Below are 17821 nucleotides of genomic sequence, written 5' to 3'. Positions count from 1 at the left end.
CACAAAAATTAAAAATTACGCTACGGTCCTTCTTAATTTCTACAAATCTTTTCCATGGCAGTTCTTGAACTTCTTCCCGCTACCACAAGGACACAGATCGTTACGGCCTACTTTAGGGCCTACGCGTACCGGTTCCTGTTTTTCTTCTACAGCAGTAGGATATGCTTCACCACCGGCTGACTGGTGACCATTGTGTTCTGCAATATCATCATGGGATGCACGCAGACCGCTCATGTCGGTTTTTTCTTCATAGCCTTCCCGGATCTGTTCATCCTGTCTTTCCTGGCTTACGGGGATACCGCATTTGCAAAGGAAGGAAACGATGTCGCGGCTGGTTTCACCATCCATCTGCTTGAACAGTTTGAAGGCTTCCAGTTTGTAGATCAGTAAAGGATCTTTCTGTTCGTATACCGCACCCTGTACTGATTGTTTCAGTTCATCCATCGCACGCAGATGTTCTTTCCAGGCATCATCAATTAATGCCAGTGTGATACTGCGTTCCAGGGCGTTCATGGTTTCATGGCCTTTTGTTTCCACTACCGTTTTCAGGTTAGCGAGTACATTGATGCCTTTCTTACCATCGGTAAACGGAATAGAAATATTTTCGATCTGGTGTCCCTGTTCATTGTGGATGCGTTCAATCACCGGGAAAGTGTTGGCAGTAATTTCCTGCACTTTACGATGGTAGTTCTGCAATCCTTCATGGTACAGTTTAGACGCCAGTGAAGGCACATCTGTACGGGCCAGTTCTTCTTTGGTAATAGCTGTATCGATGGAGAAGTTCATGATGGCATCCATTTTGAAAGCTTCATAGTCGCCGCTTTCTTTGTGGGTGATCACCATATTTTCTGCTACATCATAGAAGGCATTATCTGTATCGATAGCCAGGCGTTCACCAAACAGGGCGTGGTTACGTTTTGCGTAAATCACGGTGCGCTGTTTGTTCATCACATCATCATATTCCAACAGGCGCTTACGGATACCGAAGTTATTTTCTTCTACTTTTTTCTGTGCTCTTTCAATGGATCGGGTGATCATGCTGTGCTGGATCACTTCTCCTTCTTTATAGCCCATGCGGTCCATCAGACCGGCAATACGCTCGGAGCCGAACATACGCATCAGGTCATCTTCCAGGGAAACAAAGAACTGTGAAGTTCCGGGATCACCCTGACGACCGGCACGACCACGCAGCTGTCTGTCTACACGACGGCTTTCATGTCTTTCCGTACCAATGATGGCCAAACCACCGGCTTCTTTCACGCCGAGTCCGAGTTTGATATCCGTACCACGACCCGCCATGTTGGTAGCGATGGTCACAGCGGAAGGCAAACCTGCTTCTGCAACAATCTGTGCTTCACGGGCATGTTGCTTCGCATTCAGTACATTATGTGGCACCTTCTCGAAGGTCAGCATCTTGCTCAGCAATTCGGATACTTCCACGGAGGTAGTACCTACCAGTACCGGGCGGCCTTTTGCCTGTAATCCTTTGATTTCTTCGATAACGGCTTTATACTTATCTCTTTTTGTTTTGTAAACCAGGTCTTCTGTATCTATACGGGAGATCGGCAGATTAGTAGGAATAGTAACTACATCCAACTTGTAGATTTCCCAGAGTTCACCCGCTTCCGTAGATGCTGTACCGGTCATACCGGCCAGCTTGTGATACATACGGAAATAATTTTGCAGGGTGATAGTGGCAAATGTCTGGGTGGCAGCTTCCACTTTCACATTTTCCTTGGCTTCAATCGCCTGGTGTAAACCGTCTGAATAACGGCGTCCATCAAGGATACGACCTGTCTGTTCATCTACGATCTTCACTTTTCCATCCATTACTACGTATTCCACATCTATATCAAACAGGGTGTATGCTTTCAGTAATTGTTGTACGGAGTGGATACGGTCAGATTTCAGGGCGTAGTCCTGCAACATCGATTCTTTGCGTTGCAGTTTTTCTTCCGCCGGAATAGGCTGTTTTTCAATTTCGGCGAGTTCAGAACCTACATCCGGCATGATGAAGAAGTTTGGATCTTCGCCGCCTTGCGTAATAAGGGTGATCCCTTTTTCGGTGAGGTCTACACTATTCTGTTTTTCTTCGATGGTGAAGTATAGTCCTTCATCTACTTTTGGCATTTCGCGTTGCTGATCTGCCAGGTAGTAGTTTTCAGCTTTTTGCAGCAATACTTTCATACCGGGTTCGCTGAGGTATTTGATCAGCGCACTGTTTTTCGGCAAGCCTCTCCACGCACGCATCAGGGCCAGACCACCAGTTTTGGGGTCGTCTTTGCCTTCTGCAATCAGTTTCTTGGCATCCTGAAGGTATTGGTTGGTTACTTTTTTCTGCATGTCTACCAGGTATTGAATACGTGGTTTCAATGCATGATATTCCTGTTCATCACCGCGGGGAATAGGGCCGGAAATGATGAGCGGTGTACGCGCATCATCTACCAGTACGCTATCCACTTCATCCACCATGGCGTAGTGGTGTTTGCGCTGTACCATTTCATCCGGGCTGTGTACCATGTTATCACGGAGGTAGTCAAAACCGAATTCATTGTTGGTACCATATGTAATGTCAGCCAGGTAAGCGTTGCGGCGTTCCGGTGTATTAGGCTGGTGTTTGTCGATACAGTCAACGGTGATATCCAGGAATTCGAAGAGAGGTCCGTTCCATTCGGAGTCACGACGTGCCAGGTAGTCATTCACGGTAACGATGTGAACACCCTGACCTGCCAGTGCGTTGAGGTAAGCGGGGAGGGTAGATACCAGTGTTTTACCTTCACCCGTAGCCATTTCGGCAATTTTACCCTGGTGTAATACCATACCACCTATCAGCTGTACATCATAGTGTACCATGTTCCAGGTAACATCGCTGCCGGCAGCTTTCCAGGTATTGCTCCAGGTAGCCTGATCGCCATTGATGGTAACATATTCTTTTCTCACGGCCAGTTGTCTGTCCAGGTTAGTGGCAGTGGCAGTGATAGTAGTATTGTTGGTGAAACGGTGTGCGGCTTCTTTTACAACAGCGAAAGCTTCGGGCAACAGTTCTTTCAGTACAACTTCCAGTTGTTTATCCCGGTCTTTCTTTAGTAAATCTATTTCCTGGTATATAGTATCTTTCTGTGTTACATCTTCTGAAGTCTCTGCTGCGGCTACTTTTTCTGCTATATCCTTGTCGATAACAGCCAGGTGTACGCTGATGCGCTGGCGGAATTCCTGTGTTTTCTGACGCAGGTCATCGATAGGCAGGGACTGAAGTTTTTCGTACTCCTCATTAATCTGCTGCACAAATGGAGTGACGGATTTAATATCTCTGTCGGACTTATTCCCTCCAAAAAGTTTTGTTAAAAAACCTAACATGTTAAATGTTTAATTACGAATTACGATTTCAATTTCTGTAACATACCCCATCCCGTCCACATTGCTGTCAGTTGGTTTTTTCCGGCATACCAGCCTGTGGCACAGAGGCTATGGACTTAGGTAGCTGGATAGACGGGAACCCAAGTTACTCAAATATTGTGCTTGGAAAGCCAGACTGTCAAGCTGTCAGCTTACCATAGCTACTTTACAAGGACGGTAAAATTAGGAATAAATTCGGGGATTCAGAGATGATGGAGAGATATTTCCGTGGCATGCTGAAATGATATGGCAGGTGCTGCAAACAGGGAGCGCCGGAGAACCGGGAAATAGGCTAAATCCCCCGTTCCGGGAGGGTCATGAAAAGAAGATTCTTGAAAAAATGTCCGTTCAACCGTAAAAAATATAAATATGTGAATTCTTTTTATAAATTTAGTGGTTTTAATATCAGTTTCAACTTTTACCAAAATATCCACGTTTTATGGCAAACACAATTCAGCCACAAAAATTATTCGTCGCCAGCTGCATGGCGCTGCTGGTAACATCGTTATCTTTCGGAATCCGCGCCGGCATCTTAAGCGGCCTGGGTGTTGAGTTCCATCTGAATACGAAGGAACTGAGCATTATCACAGGAACTGCTTTCTGGGGCTTTCCTTTGGCCATTTTAATAGGTGGCTTTGTAGTAGATGCCATAGGCATGAAACGATTACTGGTAGCAGCTTTTGTACTACACCTGATAGGTATAGTGCTGACCATATTTGCTACCGGCTTCTGGACCCTGTTCATCTCTACCCTGTTTATTGGTTTGGCTAACGGTACTGTGGAAGCAGCCTGTAATCCATTGGTAGCCACTATTTTTCCTGACAACAAAACAACCAAACTAAACCATTTTCACCTTTGGTTCCCCGGCGGTATTGTAGTCGGCACCCTGTTGGTATTTTTACTGAGCAAAATAGGTATCAGCTGGCAGCTCCAGGTAGCTACCATGATTATCCCTACCCTTATCTATGGTTATCTTTTTCTTAAACTTGATTTCCCTGTTACAGAAAGGGTGGCATCCGGTGTATCTTCCGCCCAGATGTACAAATCAATTTTAAGTCCGCTGTTTATTGTAATGTTCATCCTGATGTTTGGCACCGCCATCACAGAACTCTTTACCGGCCAGTGGATTGAAGTATTATTAAAGAATGTAACTGAAAATTCCATCCTCATTCTGGCAATGACTGCAGGTGTGCAGGTGCTGGGCAGGGCCTTCGCCGGACCAGTGGTGCATAGGATCTCCCCAACCGGCGTTTTAGTTCTTTCTGCAATATTTTCCGCTTTGGGCTTATATTTACTGTCCCATGTATCGGGCGACATGGTATTTGTGGCCGCCTTTATATTTGGTATCGGTGTTACTTATTTCTGGCCTACTATGCTGGGTTTTGTATCGGAAAACATCCCTGAATCAGGTGCATTGGGTATGAACCTGATGGGTGCCGCCGGTATGTTTGCCGTTTCAGTATATATGTATTTCATGGGTGGTTTTTATGACAGCATTCTCGTAAAACAGTTGCCGGCAGATGCTTCCCTGGATGCTTACCGCTCCGCTGCCCCCGGCAGTCCGGAAGCCGCCACCTTTAGCCAGGCTACCGCAGTAGCAGGCCCGGAAATCCTGAATGCCACACTGATAATACCCGTTGTCCTGATCGTGGCATTTATAGGACTTTTCTTTTATATGCGCAATCGTAAAAAAGCACAGGTTCAAATAGTATAACTTAAAAACGATAATTGTAAAATATGACACGGAAACTCAGAATGGGAATGATCGGAGGCGGTAAAGACGCCTTCATAGGTGCTATTCACCGTATTGCTGCCAATATGGACGGGCTTATTGAGCTTGCTGCCGGCGCACTCAGCATCAATAATGAAATAGCTATTGAATCAGGTAAAATGTTGTTCCTTGATCCGGAGCGGACTTACATCGATTTCAAGACCATGCTTACCAAAGAAGCAGCGATGCCGGCAGATAAGCGTCTTGACTTCGTGACTATTGTCACGCCTAACTTCGCTCACTTCGAACCTGCTATGATGGCGCTGGATCTGGGCTTCAACGTTGTTGTAGAAAAGCCGATCACTTTCTCTCTTGAAGAGGCCAAACAATTACAGGCTAAAGTGGAAGCTACCGGTTTAACACTCCTGCTCACGCATACCTACACGGGTTACCCGATGGTAAAACAGGCCAGGCAGATGGTGAAAGACGGAGCACTGGGAAAAATCCGTAAAATATGGGTAGAATATCCCCAGGGATGGCTCAGCAAACTGAGTGAGAGAGAAGGGAATGCACAGGCAGCCTGGAGAACAGATCCGAAAAAATCCGGCAAAAGCGGCTCTATGGGCGACATTGGCACCCATGCTGCTAACCTGGCAGAATATATCAGCGGTGCTAAAATTGAAAAGTTGTGTGCCGATCTGAATATCCTGGTACCCGGTCGTGCGCTGGATGATGACGGCTCCGTACTGCTCCGCTTCGACAACGGTGCTGCTGGTGTGCTGATGGCATCACAGGTAGCTGCCGGCGAAGAAAACGCGCTGAAGATCAGGCTCTATGGCGAAAAAGGCGGCCTTGAATGGGCGCAACATGAACCTAACACCCTGCTGGTAAAATGGCTGGATAAGCCTGCCGAAATCTATCGCGCCGGTGCTAACTACGGTTCCCAGTCTTCCTACATGACCCATAATACCCGCACACCGGGTGGTCATCCGGAAGGATACCTGGAAGCTTTTGGTAACCTGTACCGCAACTTCGCACAAACATTATCGGCTAAAATAGATGGCGTACAACCAAGCCCTGAATCACTGGATTTCCCTGGTGTGGAAGATGGTGTACGTGGTATGGCATTTATCGACAACGTAGTACGCTCTTCACAAAGTGACGTAAAATGGACTACTTTCGATATTTAGTATCCTTTATAACAAGAACGACTATATGAAGACTATAAAAGGGCCTGGTATTTTTCTGGCGCAGTTCATGGGAGACGAAGCGCCTTTCAACAGTTTGAAATCCATCTGTGAATGGGCGGCGTCCATTGGGTTTAAAGGCGTGCAGATCCCTAGCTGGGATGGGCGCCTGATGGACCTGCAAAAGGCGGCAGAAAGCAAAACGTATGCAGATGAGATAAAAGGCATCGTGAACGAAGCGGGCCTGGAAATCACAGAACTGAGCACCCATCTGCAAGGACAACTGGTAGCCGTTAACCCGGCTTTCTCAGAAATGTTCGACGGTTTTGCACCAGCGCAATATCATAATAACATTAAAGCACGTACGGAATGGGCGACTAACCAGCTGAAATATGCTGCGAAAGCCAGCCGTAACCTCGGACTTAGTGCAGCCGGTACTTTCAGCGGCGCCCTCTTGTGGGCGCCTGCCTTGTATCCGTGGCCGCAACGCCCGGCAGGATTGGTAGAAGCAGGTTTTGCCGAACTGGCAAAACGCTGGGTACCTATCCTCCAGGAATTTGATGCAAACGGTGTAGACCTTTGTTATGAAATTCATCCGGGAGAAGACCTGCATGACGGCGCCAGTTATGAACGTTTCCTGGAAGCCACCGGTAATCACTCCCGTGCATGCCTGCTCTACGATCCAAGCCATTTTGTATTGCAGTGTCTTGATTACCTGCAATACATTGATATTTACCACGAAAGAATAAAAGCATTTCACGTAAAAGATGCTGAATTTAATCCTACCGGCCGCTCCGGCGTGTATGGCGGTTTCCAGTCATGGATCGACCGTCCCGGCAGGTTCCGTTCCCTTGGCGACGGACAGGTAGATTTCAAATCCATATTCAGCAAGCTCACACAATATGACTATGCCGGATGGGCAGTGATGGAATGGGAATGTTGTATGAAGCATCCGGAAGATGGCGCAAAAGAAGGCGCTCCTTTTATTAAGGATCATATTATCCGTGTTACGGAGAGAGCTTTTGATGATTTTGCCGGCGCAGCTACCGATAATGCTTTCAACAACCGCGTTTTAGGTATTTAATTCGTAAATTAGCCCGTCGCATCCGGTAAATCGATTAACTGAATTCTTAACAAATAAAAATTGTAAATATTTAAATTATGAGAAAGAGATATCTGGCGCCGCTTGTAATGAGTGCTTTACTCTTTGCAGCGTGCGGAGGTGATACAAAACCTGAGCAAAAGGCAAGTGACAGCCACGAAAATGCGGCTGTAGATAATTCCATGGTATCGCCTAACGCAGGGAAACCAGCCAGCAAAGGCGAAACACTGATGGCACAAAACGATTGCAAAACCTGCCACAAAGAAGAAATGAAAGTAGTAGGACCTGCACTGAAAGATATTGCAGGAAAATATCCAAACACACCTGAAAATGTGGACCACCTGGCTGATAAAGTAATTAAAGGCGGCTCTGGCAACTGGGGTGAAGTGGCTATGCTGCCGCATCCGAATGTTTCCAAGGAAGATGCGAAAGAAATGGTAAGCTATATCTTATCCTTATCCGGTAAATAATTTCTCTCAGCAAATAACCAACAGAATGAAAAAATTACTCATGGGGGCACTCGTCCTGGGGACAGTTATCAGCACTTCCGCAGTAAAGGCCCAGCAATTAAATACCCTCTCTGCCAAAGAGAAAAAAAATGGCTGGCAATTGCTGTTCGATGGTAAATCTACTACCGGCTGGCATACCTACCTGAAAGAAACTGCCAGCCCGGCATGGAAAATTTCCGACAACGCGCTGGTACTCGATCAGGAAGCTAAAAAGAACGGCGCTCCAGGTGGTGATCTCGTGACGGATGGCGAATATGAAAACTACGAACTAAGCGTTGACTGGAAAATTTCAGAAGGCGGCAACAGTGGTATCATTTTCAGTGTTCATGAAGATCCTGCATTCGAACAAAGCTATCTTACAGGCCCTGAAATGCAGGTACTGGATGATGCCAGGCATTCGGATGGAAAAATCAACAAACACAATTCCGGTGATCTTTACGATCTGAAAAAATCATCGAAGAATGCAGTGAAACCGGTAGGTCAGTGGAATACTGCCAAAATCATGAAGAAAGATGGTCACCTGACCCTCTGGCTGAATGGTGTAAAAACAGTAGAAACAACCATAGGTACACCTGAATGGGATGCCCTGGTAGCCAATAGCAAATTCAAAGGTTGGAAAGGATTCGGCAAATACCCGAAAGGACGTATTGCATTACAGGATCACGGCAACGTGGTTTCCTATCGCAATATCAAGATTCGTGTGTTATAAGCATATTCATCTTTCACAGGATTAATTTTTTTTTACCCCGGAGGGGCAACATATCGGTAGCAACAAATTTTTTATCCTGCCGGTATATTGCTCCTTCGGGGTAAAAAAATTAAATTACCTCCCGATACCACCACCGTGCATTATTTCTGCTAACTAACTACCACGTATATACGATGAAAACATTAACCGCTTTTATTACATTGCTGCTCCTGGCAGGCACCTTTTCTGTGCAGGCCGGTCATAAGCACAAAACAAAAAAGGTGCTGGTGTTCTGCAAAACAACCGGCTTCCGTCATGATTGCATTCCGGTAGCAAAAGCTGCCATCATGCAACTCGGCAAGGAAAACGGCTTTACGGTAGACACTACTGAAGATGCCAGTGCATTCACACCTGCCAACTTAAAAAAATATGCCGCCGTCATTTTCAGCTGCACCACCGGTGATGTACTGGACAGCGCACAACAGGTAGCCTTCGAGCACTACATCCACAAGGGTGGTGGCTGGATGGGTATCCATGCTGCCTGCGACACGGAATATGGATGGCCATGGTACAACAAACTGGCCGGTGCCTGGTTTCTCAGCCATCCCCGCCAGCAACAGGCCACCCTCCAGGTAATTGACCACAATCATCCTGCTACCAAAGACCTGCCGGATGAATGGGTACGCAAAGACGAATGGTACAATTTCAAAGACCTTAACCCGGATGTACATGTGCTGATCAAGATCGATGAGAAAAGCTATGAGGGCGGTAAAAACGGGGACAATCATCCTATGTGCTGGTACCACGAATTTGAAGGTGGCCGTGCATTCTACACGGAAATGGGCCATACCAAAGAATCTTATACAGATCCCGTATACCTGAAGCATTTGCTGGGTGGTATCGAATATACGATGGGTACCAAAAAAGCTAATCAATAAACTCTACTAATGAAGCAAGCAATAAGTATTATTTTATTACTCGTACTTATGGTAGCCGCTGGTTGTAAAAAATCAAGACCCGGCCATCCTAAAGTACTCGTATTTACAAAAACGATGGGCTTCCGTCACGCCTCTATCCCCGCAGGGATTGCAGCCGTTGAAAAACTCGGTAAAGAAAACGGGTTTGACGTTGACACCACCGAAAATGCCGATAAATTTAACGAAGATTCCCTCTCTCAATATGCAGCGGTTATCTTCCTGAATACAACCGGTGATGTACTCAACAATTACCAGGAAGCCGACTTTGAAAGATATATTCAGGCAGGTGGCGGCTACGTAGGTATACACGCAGCTACCGATACTGAATACGATTGGGGCTGGTACAACCACCTCGCCGGCGCCTACTTCCAGAGCCATCCTCCGGGCGTACACAAAGCTACCCTCGAGGTAGTGGACAAATCATTCCCCGCCACTGCCGGCTTCCCCGATACATGGCAACATACCGATGAATGGTATAATTTCAAAAAACGGGACACCACTACCACCATATTAATGAAGGTAGACGAAAAGAGCTACGAAGGCGGCAATATGAACAATGATCACCCGGTGAGTTGGTACCACGATTATGATGGTGGCCGCGCATTTTATACCGCACTTGGTCATACCGAGGAAACTTACAGCGACTCTTTATTCCTGAAACATATTCTCGGTGGTATTCAATACGCCATTGGTAAAAACCAGGTACTGGACTACAGCGCAGCCAAAACATTGCGCGTACCTGCAGAAGACCGGTTCTCTAAAAATGTACTCACCTCCGGTCAGTTCTTTGAACCTACCGAAATGGCCATACTGCCTACCCTGGATATCCTGGTAGCACAACGCCGTGGTGAACTGATGCTCTACAAGCAATCCACTAAAGCACTGACACAGGTAGGTTTCCTGAATGTATATCATAAAACAGATGTGCCGCATGTGAATGCAGAAGAAGGTTTCCTCGGCCTGGCCGCAGATCCCGACTTCAAAAACAATCACTATATCTACGCCATGTATTCCCCGGTGGATACTTCTGTAAACCGCTTATCCCGTTTCAAATTTGAAAACGATAAGCTGGATATGTCGTCAGAAAAAGTGGTACTCGAGTTCTACTCTCAACGTGACATTTGCTGCCATACCGGCGGTTCTATTGCGTTTGGACCAGGCGGACTGCTGTATTTATCTACAGGAGATAACACCACGCCATTTGATGAACCAGGACAGAAATATACCAGTAAAGGCTATGGCCCTACTGATGACCGTCCTGGCCACCTCCAGTATGATGACCGCCGCGGTTCTGCCAATACCAATGACCTGCGCGGAAAGATCCTGCGTATTAAAGTGGAAGCCGATGGATCATATACGATCCCTGAAGGTAACCTCTTCCCTAAAGGCACGCCAAAAACCCGTCCCGAAATTTATGCGATGGGTACCCGCAACCCTTACCGGATGAGTGTAGACAGAAAAACCGGGTATGCCTATTGGGGAGAAGTAGGCCCGGATGCCAACAACGATGACTCTACCCGCGGACCAAGAGGATACGATGAGATCAACCAGGCTAAAAAGCCAGGCTTCTTTGGTTATCCGATGTTTATTGCCGACAATAAACCATACCGCAAATACAATTATGAAACCGGTGAAAGCGGCCCTTATTATGATGTGAAGAAACCGATCAATGATTCACGCAATAATACCGGTTTAACAGAATTGCCTCCGCCAACGCCGGCCTTCATCTGGTATCCTTATGCCAAATCAGAAGAGTTTCCACTGGTGGGTAGCGGTGGCCGTAACGCAGAAGCAGGCCCCGTTTACTACAGCGAATTCTATCCCAAGGAAACACGCTTCCCTGATTATTACAACGACAAACTGTTTATTTACGACTGGATCCGCGGCTGGATCATGGCAGTAACCTTCGATAAGGATGCCAACTTCTCCAAGATGGAAAAATTCATGCCTGGTACCAAGCTGAATGCACCTATCGATATGGAGATGGGTCCTGATGGCCGCCTCTACATACTGGAATATGGTAATGGCTGGTTCAGCAAAAATGCTGATGCAGCGTTATCACGTATCGATTACAACGGCGGCAATCGTGCACCTAAAGCCAACATCCACGTGGATCAGCTGACCGGTGGCCTTCCCTTCAAAGTGAAGCTGTCTGCAGAAGGATCTGTTGATCCTGATGGCGACAAACTCACCTATCTCTGGAACTTTGGTAACGGCAACAAAAAGGAAACCACCGAACCTACGGTGGAATACACCTACACTGCTGCCGGCGAATTTGCTGCATTTGTAGAAGTACAGGACGACAAAGGCGCTAAAACAAAAAGCCATGAAATAGCTTTGTACGCTGGGAATGAAACACCACAGGTGAAGATTGATATTACCGGAAACAAAATGTTCTACTTCCCCGGCAAACAGGTTCGTTATGCCGTTAACGTTAGTGATAAGGAAGATGGTTCTACCGCAGATGGCAAACTTGATGAGTCCAACATCTTTGTAAAAGCCGATTACGTAGAGGGCCGTGATAAAGCAGCACTGCCACAAGGCCACCAGGTTATTACCGGCGCTATTGCAGGTAAAAACATCATGGAAGTATCTGACTGTAAAACCTGTCATAAACCCGACGAAAAATCTATCGGGCCATCCTTCAAACAGGTAGCAGAAAAATATAAAGATGATCCTGCGGCGCCTGAAAAACTTGCCAAAAAGATTATCGAAGGTGGTAGCGGTGTATGGGGCGAAACAGCTATGGCTGCACATCCCGGCATTTCTATGGGTGAAGCCAGGCAACTGGTGGAATACATTTATTCCATAGGTGGCAATGCTGCCAAAGTGAAATCTTTGCCTGTTAGCGGTAGCATCAATGCGACTATGGGCAACGAGCCGAAAGATAATGGCGTGCTTTACCTGCTCGCCAGCTATACAGATAAAGGTGGTCCCGGTATCAAACCAATCACTGGTACCGCTACTGTAGAACTGTATAATCCAAAACTCGCAGCCGTAGACTACAGCAAAGCTGATGGCGTTTCCGTATTCACGGCAGACGGCATGAAACTCCTGATCCCGGCCACTTCCGCAGGATGGGTAGTTTACAATGATCTTGATCTCACAGATATAAACGGTATTGAAATCACCTATTTCGTGCAGGACCCGCAACAACAGGGTTATATCGTGGAAGCATTCCTGGATAATGCCAACGGCACCCGCCTGGGTGAAGTAACTATCGGCCCCGGCGCTGCACCAAAAGCCGCCACCAAAGCCAATATTAACTTTACACCGGTTGCTGATGGAAAGAAACATAACCTTTACTTCAAAATGAAAGCTACTGATGCTACCAAACAGGTACCATTGGGAATAGCAACATTTACATTAAAAGGCTAGACCAGGACCAGGATTAAAGGAAATAAGGATTAAAAAGATTGAACCGGTAGATATAAGAGAAGAGAAAATTATTCTTCTTTTATATCTACCGGTTCAATCTTTTTAATCCTTATTTCTTTTTATACCTATTATACCTACCAGTTCAATCCTTTTTAATCCTTATATCCGTTTAATCCTGGTCATGGTCATGTAGAATACGATCTCTCCCCCCTGCATAATCTCATCATGCGTGATATACAGCCGGTTCAATGGCTTACCATTCAGCAGTACTTTTTGTACGTACACATTTTTATCTCCCTGGTTCTTCACATCTACTATAAATGTTTTCCCATTCTCTAATTGCAAGGTGGCTTTATCAATAGCCGGACTGCCCAATGCATATTGATCGGAGCCGGGACAAACAGGATAAAAACCCAATGTGCTGAAAATATACCACGCACTCATCTGACCGCAATCATCATTACCGCCCAGGCCATCAGGACCGGGATGATACATTTTTTTCAGGATCATGCGCACCCGCTCCTGCGTTTTCCACGGATAGCCGGTCCAGTTATACAGATACGCCACATGATGCGATGGTTCATTACCATGTACATAGTTGCCGATGATGCCATCACGGGTAATATCTTCTGTTTCCGCAAAATATTTATCCGGCAGTTCCATGGTGAATAAAGAGTCCAGGTGTGCGGTAAATTGTTGCTTACCGCCCATCATTGCAATCATTTCATCCGGATATTGCGGTACGTATAAGCTATAGTTCCAGGCGTTGCCTTCAATAAAGCCCTGGTCGTGCGTTTGCAGGGCATCAAAATCGGCTTTGAATGTGCCGTCATTCAATCTTGGCCGCATAAACCCGGTAGCTGCATCATACACATTTTTGTAGTTGGTGGAACGTTTGATAAACTCATTATAGAGATCCGTTCTTCCCAGTTTCTTTGCTACCTGTGCTATACACCAGTCATCATAGGCATATTCCAGTGTTTTGGAAACAGACGAACCGTTTTTATCTTCCGGCACATAACCCATGTCCATATAGTATCCCAGTCCGTCGTAATTGCGGTGACGCGCAGTGGTTACACAAGCATCCAGTGCCTTATTCACATCAAAAGGAGCATTGCCTTTCATGATGGCGTCGGCAATAACGGATACGCTGTGGTAGCCGATCATACACCAGTTTTCATTGGCGTAATGCGACCAGATAGGCAGCATATGGTGTACGCTTTGATCATAGTGGTGCAGCATAGACTGAATCATATCCGCATTGCGCTTGGGCTGCACAATATTAAACAGCGGATGTAAAGCGCGGTAGGTATCCCACAGCGAAAAAGTAGTATAATTCGTATAGCCGTTTGCGGTATGAATGTTCATATCCAGTCCGCGGTAGGAGCCGTCAACATCCATATAGGTAGTTGGATTAATGAAAGCGTGGTACATGGCGGTATAGAAATTTTCCTTCTCTTCACGGCTGCGCGACTCGATGTGTACTTTATTCAGCTCTTTGGTCCAGAGGGCCTGACCGGCTTGTTTTACCTGTTCAAAATCCCATCCCGGAATTTCAGCGCGCAGATTTTTCAGGGCGCCTTCCGTGCTGACAGGCGACAACGCGAATTTTATTTTTATCTTTTCTCCGGCAGTCGTATTGAAATCGAAATAGGCGCGGATCTGTCTGCCGGCCATTTCAGGAAAGTTTTTAGTTTGATCAAACTTGCGCCAGAAGCCTTTGTACACATCATTTGCATAGTTTTCGTGGCCATACTGTTTAAATGGCTTGGAGAAAGCCATGGCAAAATATTCTATTCTCGTACGTGCCCAACCGTTAGTTTGCCGGAAGCCGGTGATCAGCGAATCATTTTCTACTCTTACAAAAGTCCATACATTTTTGTTGGCGTAGTTGTAGATGCCCGACATCAGGTCCAGGATGATATGCGACTGATCAGAGGCAGGAAATGTGTATTGGTGGAAACCCACTCGGGTACTGGTGGTAAGCTCTGCGAGGATGTTGTCATCTTCCAGTTTTACTTTATAGTAAGCAGGTTCGGCTACTTCCGTACTATGCGAAAAGCGGGAACGGTAGCCACTCTCCGGATGATCTGCCGTACCTGGGTTCAGTTGCAGCTGACCAACAGTAGGCATGATTAAAAAATCGCCCAGATCGGAATGCCCCGTACCACTGAAATGTGTATGACTGAAACCCACGATGGTTTTATCTTCATACTGATACCCGGCGCAATACTTATATACATCACCGTTATACTTCCCATTCATTTCATAGGGCAGCGTATCCGTTTCAGGACTGAGCTGCACCATGCCGAAAGGCACCGTGGCGCCGGGATAGGTATGCCCCATCTTTTGTGTACCGGTAATGGGTTTTACGTATTGCAATACATTCTCCTGCGCATGCAGGGAAAAGGCAGCAAAGCAGAGTACGGGTAGCAGCAATTTTTTCATGATGGGTATTTTAAAGTCCCCGGCCCCCTCCAAACCTCACGCAGGGCGAAGTTTGAAGAGGGCCGGGTATTTTATCTTATTTATTGGCTGTAGAATAGGAATACGGGAAAGCCGATGGCTGCGTACCTCTTGACTTCTCAGGAGTGGCGCCCATTTTGAATACCAGCTTACCGCCTTTCTGCAAATCCTGGTGACTGATCCAGTTTTTCGTATAAGCTTGTCCGTTTAAAGACGCGCTTTGTACATACAGGTTTTTATCACTGTTGCCTGGTGCATCTATCACCATTTTCTTACCATCTTCGAGGGTCATGGTGAGCCTGGAGAACAGCGGCGCTCCCAATACATACTGTTGGGTACCGGGTGTAACAGGATAGAATCCCATGGCAGAGAATACATACCAGGCAGAGGTTTGACCATTGTCTTCATCACCACAATAACCATCCGGTGTTGCCTTGTACAGGTTATTCATCACCTGGCGGACCCAGTACTGTGTTTTCCAGGGCTGGCCACCATAGTTATAAAGATAGATCATGTGCTGAATGGGTTGGTTGCCATGCGCATACTGGCCCATGTTCATGATCTGCATTTCCCTTATTTCATGGATAACAGTGCCGTAGTAGCTTTCATCATATACAGGCGGCATTTTGAAAACTGAGTCCAGCATATTGACAAACATTTCTTTGCCACCCATGAGGTCAGACAACCCCTGGATATCCTGAAACACGGACCAGGTATAGTGCCAGCTGTTTCCTTCCGTAAAGGCATCGCCCCATTTGAAAGGATTGAAGGGTGTCTGGAATTTGCCATCTTTATTTTTACCGCGCATCAGTTTTGTTTCAGGATCAAACAGGTTGCGGTAGTTCTGTGAACGTTTTTCAAAACGTTCAATTTCTGCTTTAGGTCTTTTCAGCGCCTTTGCCAGCTCGTAGATGGTAAAGTCATCGTAGGCGTATTCCAGTGTACGGGCGGCATTTTCATTCACATTCACATCGTAGGGAACATAGCCGAGTGTATTATAATACTTCACACCAGCCCTGCCTACAGAGGTTAACGGGCCTTCATTTTCTGAATTTTTCAGGATACCCTCATACAGCGTGTTGATATCATATCCACGGATTCCTTTCAGGTAAGCGTCTGCAATCAGCGAGGCAGAGTTGGAGCCGATCATACAATCACGGTGACCTGGACTAGCCCATTCCGGCAGCCATCCGCTTTCCTTATAGGCATTGGCCAGGCCTTCCATGATATGTGAACTTAATGATGGATACATGAGGGTAAAGAAGGGATGCACTGCGCGGAAAGTATCCCAGAAACCATTGTCGGTAAACATATAGCCCGGTAATACCTCTCCGTTGAAAGGGCTGTAGTGTACGATTTCGTTTTTCGCGTTGTATTCATAAAACTTGCGCGGGAACAGCATGGTACGGTACAAAGAAGAATAGAAAGTACTCACCTGTTCAGAAGAACCACCTTCTACGGACAGTCTGCCCAGTTCCTTATTCCATACATCTTTTGCTTTCTGACGGGTAACGTCAAAAGCATCTTTACCTATTTCACGTTGCAGGTTTAATTCTGCCTGTTCAAAACTGATAAAGGAAGATGCTGCTTTCAGCACTACTTTTTCTCCTTTTGTTGTTTTGAATCCCACGATAGCGCCGGTATGATCAGCCTGGAGTTCCAGTTTCCCGCTCATCAGCGTAGAATCGCGCCAGGCGCTGGCTACGGTGAAAGGCTTATCGAAGTAAATAACGAAGTAGTTTTTAAAATTAGCTGGTACACCGCCGCTGTTTTTGGTGGTATAGCCGATGATCTTTCTTTCTTCCGGTAATATTTTAATATAGGAACCTTTATCAAATGCATCTACTACTACAAATGCGCTGTCTGTAGCCGGATAGGTGAACCGCAATTGTGCCGCTCTTTCTGTAGGTGTGATTTCCGTGGTCACATCCGGATCAGCGAGGTATACACTGTAATAATATGGTTTGGCTATTTCTGTTTTATGGGAGAACCAGCTGGCGCGTGACAGCTGGTCAAACTTAGCTTTCCCGGTAACGGGCATAATGGCAAACTGGCCATAGTCGTTGATCCAGGGAGAAGGTTGGTGTGTTTGTTTAAAGCCCCTGATTTTATCAGCGGTATATTGATACGCCCAACCGTTGCCCATGGTATTGGTTTGGGGCATCCAGAAATTCATACCCCAGGGCAGGGCGATGGCAGGATAGGTATTACCATTGGACAGGCTCACTTTTGAATCTGTCCCCATCAAGGTATTTACCCATTCTACCGGATCAGTTACTTTATTTACTGTCTGGCTTTGTGCGCCATATATACAAAGTAAAGCAGCTGCCAACAATCCAACTTTTTTCATGATGTATTATTAAATAAAAACTAAGGTTCAAATAGTAGAAAATCGATTTAGCATAAG

The 17821-nt window shown here is 46.3% G+C and carries 10 protein-coding genes; 7 read left to right on the top strand and 3 right to left on the bottom strand.

Annotation, left to right across the window (positions count from 1 at the left end; genetic code table 11):
* Nucleotides 1-39: 39 nt before the first annotated feature.
* Nucleotides 40-3357 (bottom strand): preprotein translocase subunit SecA, encoded by a 3318-nt coding sequence (secA, locus tag ABQ275_RS26595; RefSeq protein WP_349316189.1) that lies wholly within the window; start codon nt 3355-3357, stop codon nt 40-42.
* A 478-nt stretch (nt 3358-3835) separates the two neighbouring features.
* Here secA and ABQ275_RS26590 point away from each other — a divergent pair, with 478 nt between their 5' ends.
* The 7 genes from ABQ275_RS26590 to ABQ275_RS26560 all read left to right on the top strand — a co-directional run bounded on the left by ABQ275_RS26590 (nt 3836) and on the right by ABQ275_RS26560 (nt 12948).
* The gene (locus ABQ275_RS26590) at nt 3836-5110 is read left to right on the top strand and encodes an MFS transporter (RefSeq protein WP_349316188.1); all 1275 of its coding nucleotides are present in this window, start codon (nt 3836-3838) and stop codon (nt 5108-5110) included.
* A gap of 23 nt (nt 5111-5133) precedes the next feature.
* Nucleotides 5134-6297, top strand: a complete 1164-nt coding sequence (locus tag ABQ275_RS26585; RefSeq protein ID WP_349316187.1) for a Gfo/Idh/MocA family oxidoreductase — start codon at nt 5134-5136, stop codon at nt 6295-6297.
* Nucleotides 6298-6322: 25 nt separating this feature from the next.
* Entirely contained in the window at nt 6323-7378 is a 1056-nt protein-coding gene (locus tag ABQ275_RS26580) for a sugar phosphate isomerase/epimerase (RefSeq protein ID WP_349316186.1), read from the top strand.
* Between the two features lie 77 nt (nt 7379-7455).
* Nucleotides 7456-7866 carry a c-type cytochrome gene (locus ABQ275_RS26575; protein WP_349316185.1) on the top strand — a complete coding sequence of 137 codons (411 nt, stop codon included), beginning with the start codon at nt 7456-7458 and terminating at the stop codon, nt 7864-7866.
* Between the two features lie 25 nt (nt 7867-7891).
* Nucleotides 7892-8614 (top strand): DUF1080 domain-containing protein, encoded by a 723-nt coding sequence (locus ABQ275_RS26570; RefSeq protein ID WP_349316184.1) that lies wholly within the window; start codon nt 7892-7894, stop codon nt 8612-8614.
* A gap of 173 nt (nt 8615-8787) precedes the next feature.
* The gene (locus tag ABQ275_RS26565) at nt 8788-9531 is read left to right on the top strand and encodes a ThuA domain-containing protein (RefSeq protein ID WP_349316183.1); all 744 of its coding nucleotides are present in this window, start codon (nt 8788-8790) and stop codon (nt 9529-9531) included.
* A gap of 9 nt (nt 9532-9540) precedes the next feature.
* Nucleotides 9541-12948, top strand: a complete 3408-nt coding sequence (locus ABQ275_RS26560; protein ID WP_349316182.1) for a ThuA domain-containing protein — start codon at nt 9541-9543, stop codon at nt 12946-12948.
* A 159-nt stretch (nt 12949-13107) separates the two neighbouring features.
* On the opposite strand, the gene ABQ275_RS26555 is transcribed toward ABQ275_RS26560, so the two are convergent.
* Entirely contained in the window at nt 13108-15396 is a 2289-nt protein-coding gene (locus ABQ275_RS26555) for a GH92 family glycosyl hydrolase (RefSeq protein ID WP_349316181.1), read from the bottom strand.
* Between the two features lie 76 nt (nt 15397-15472).
* Nucleotides 15473-17764 carry a GH92 family glycosyl hydrolase gene (locus tag ABQ275_RS26550; protein ID WP_349316180.1) on the bottom strand — a complete coding sequence of 764 codons (2292 nt, stop codon included), beginning with the start codon at nt 17762-17764 and terminating at the stop codon, nt 15473-15475.
* Between the last annotated feature and the right edge of the window lie 57 nt (nt 17765-17821).

The sequence above is a fragment of the Chitinophaga sp. MM2321 genome (assembly GCF_964033635.1).
Classification (GTDB): Bacteria; Bacteroidota; Bacteroidia; order Chitinophagales; family Chitinophagaceae; genus Chitinophaga.
This window is presented reverse-complemented; position numbering and strand designations above follow the sequence as displayed.

Bases quoted from the DNA above. Each gene is read 5' to 3' on its own strand.
- ABQ275_RS26570 (WP_349316184.1), top strand. From the start codon at position 7,892: ATGAAAAAATTACTCATGGGGGCACTCGTCCTGGGGACAGTTATCAGC.
- ABQ275_RS26555 (WP_349316181.1), bottom strand. From the start codon at position 15,396: ATGAAAAAATTGCTGCTACCCGTACTCTGCTTTGCTGCCTTTTCCCTG.
- ABQ275_RS26580 (WP_349316186.1), top strand. From the start codon at position 6,323: ATGAAGACTATAAAAGGGCCTGGTATTTTTCTGGCGCAGTTCATGGGA.
- ABQ275_RS26565 (WP_349316183.1), top strand. From the start codon at position 8,788: ATGAAAACATTAACCGCTTTTATTACATTGCTGCTCCTGGCAGGCACC.
- ABQ275_RS26590 (WP_349316188.1), top strand. From the start codon at position 3,836: ATGGCAAACACAATTCAGCCACAAAAATTATTCGTCGCCAGCTGCATG.
- ABQ275_RS26550 (WP_349316180.1), bottom strand. From the start codon at position 17,764: ATGAAAAAAGTTGGATTGTTGGCAGCTGCTTTACTTTGTATATATGGC.
- ABQ275_RS26575 (WP_349316185.1), top strand. From the start codon at position 7,456: ATGAGAAAGAGATATCTGGCGCCGCTTGTAATGAGTGCTTTACTCTTT.
- secA (WP_349316189.1), bottom strand. From the start codon at position 3,357: ATGTTAGGTTTTTTAACAAAACTTTTTGGAGGGAATAAGTCCGACAGA.
- ABQ275_RS26585 (WP_349316187.1), top strand. From the start codon at position 5,134: ATGACACGGAAACTCAGAATGGGAATGATCGGAGGCGGTAAAGACGCC.
- ABQ275_RS26560 (WP_349316182.1), top strand. From the start codon at position 9,541: ATGAAGCAAGCAATAAGTATTATTTTATTACTCGTACTTATGGTAGCC.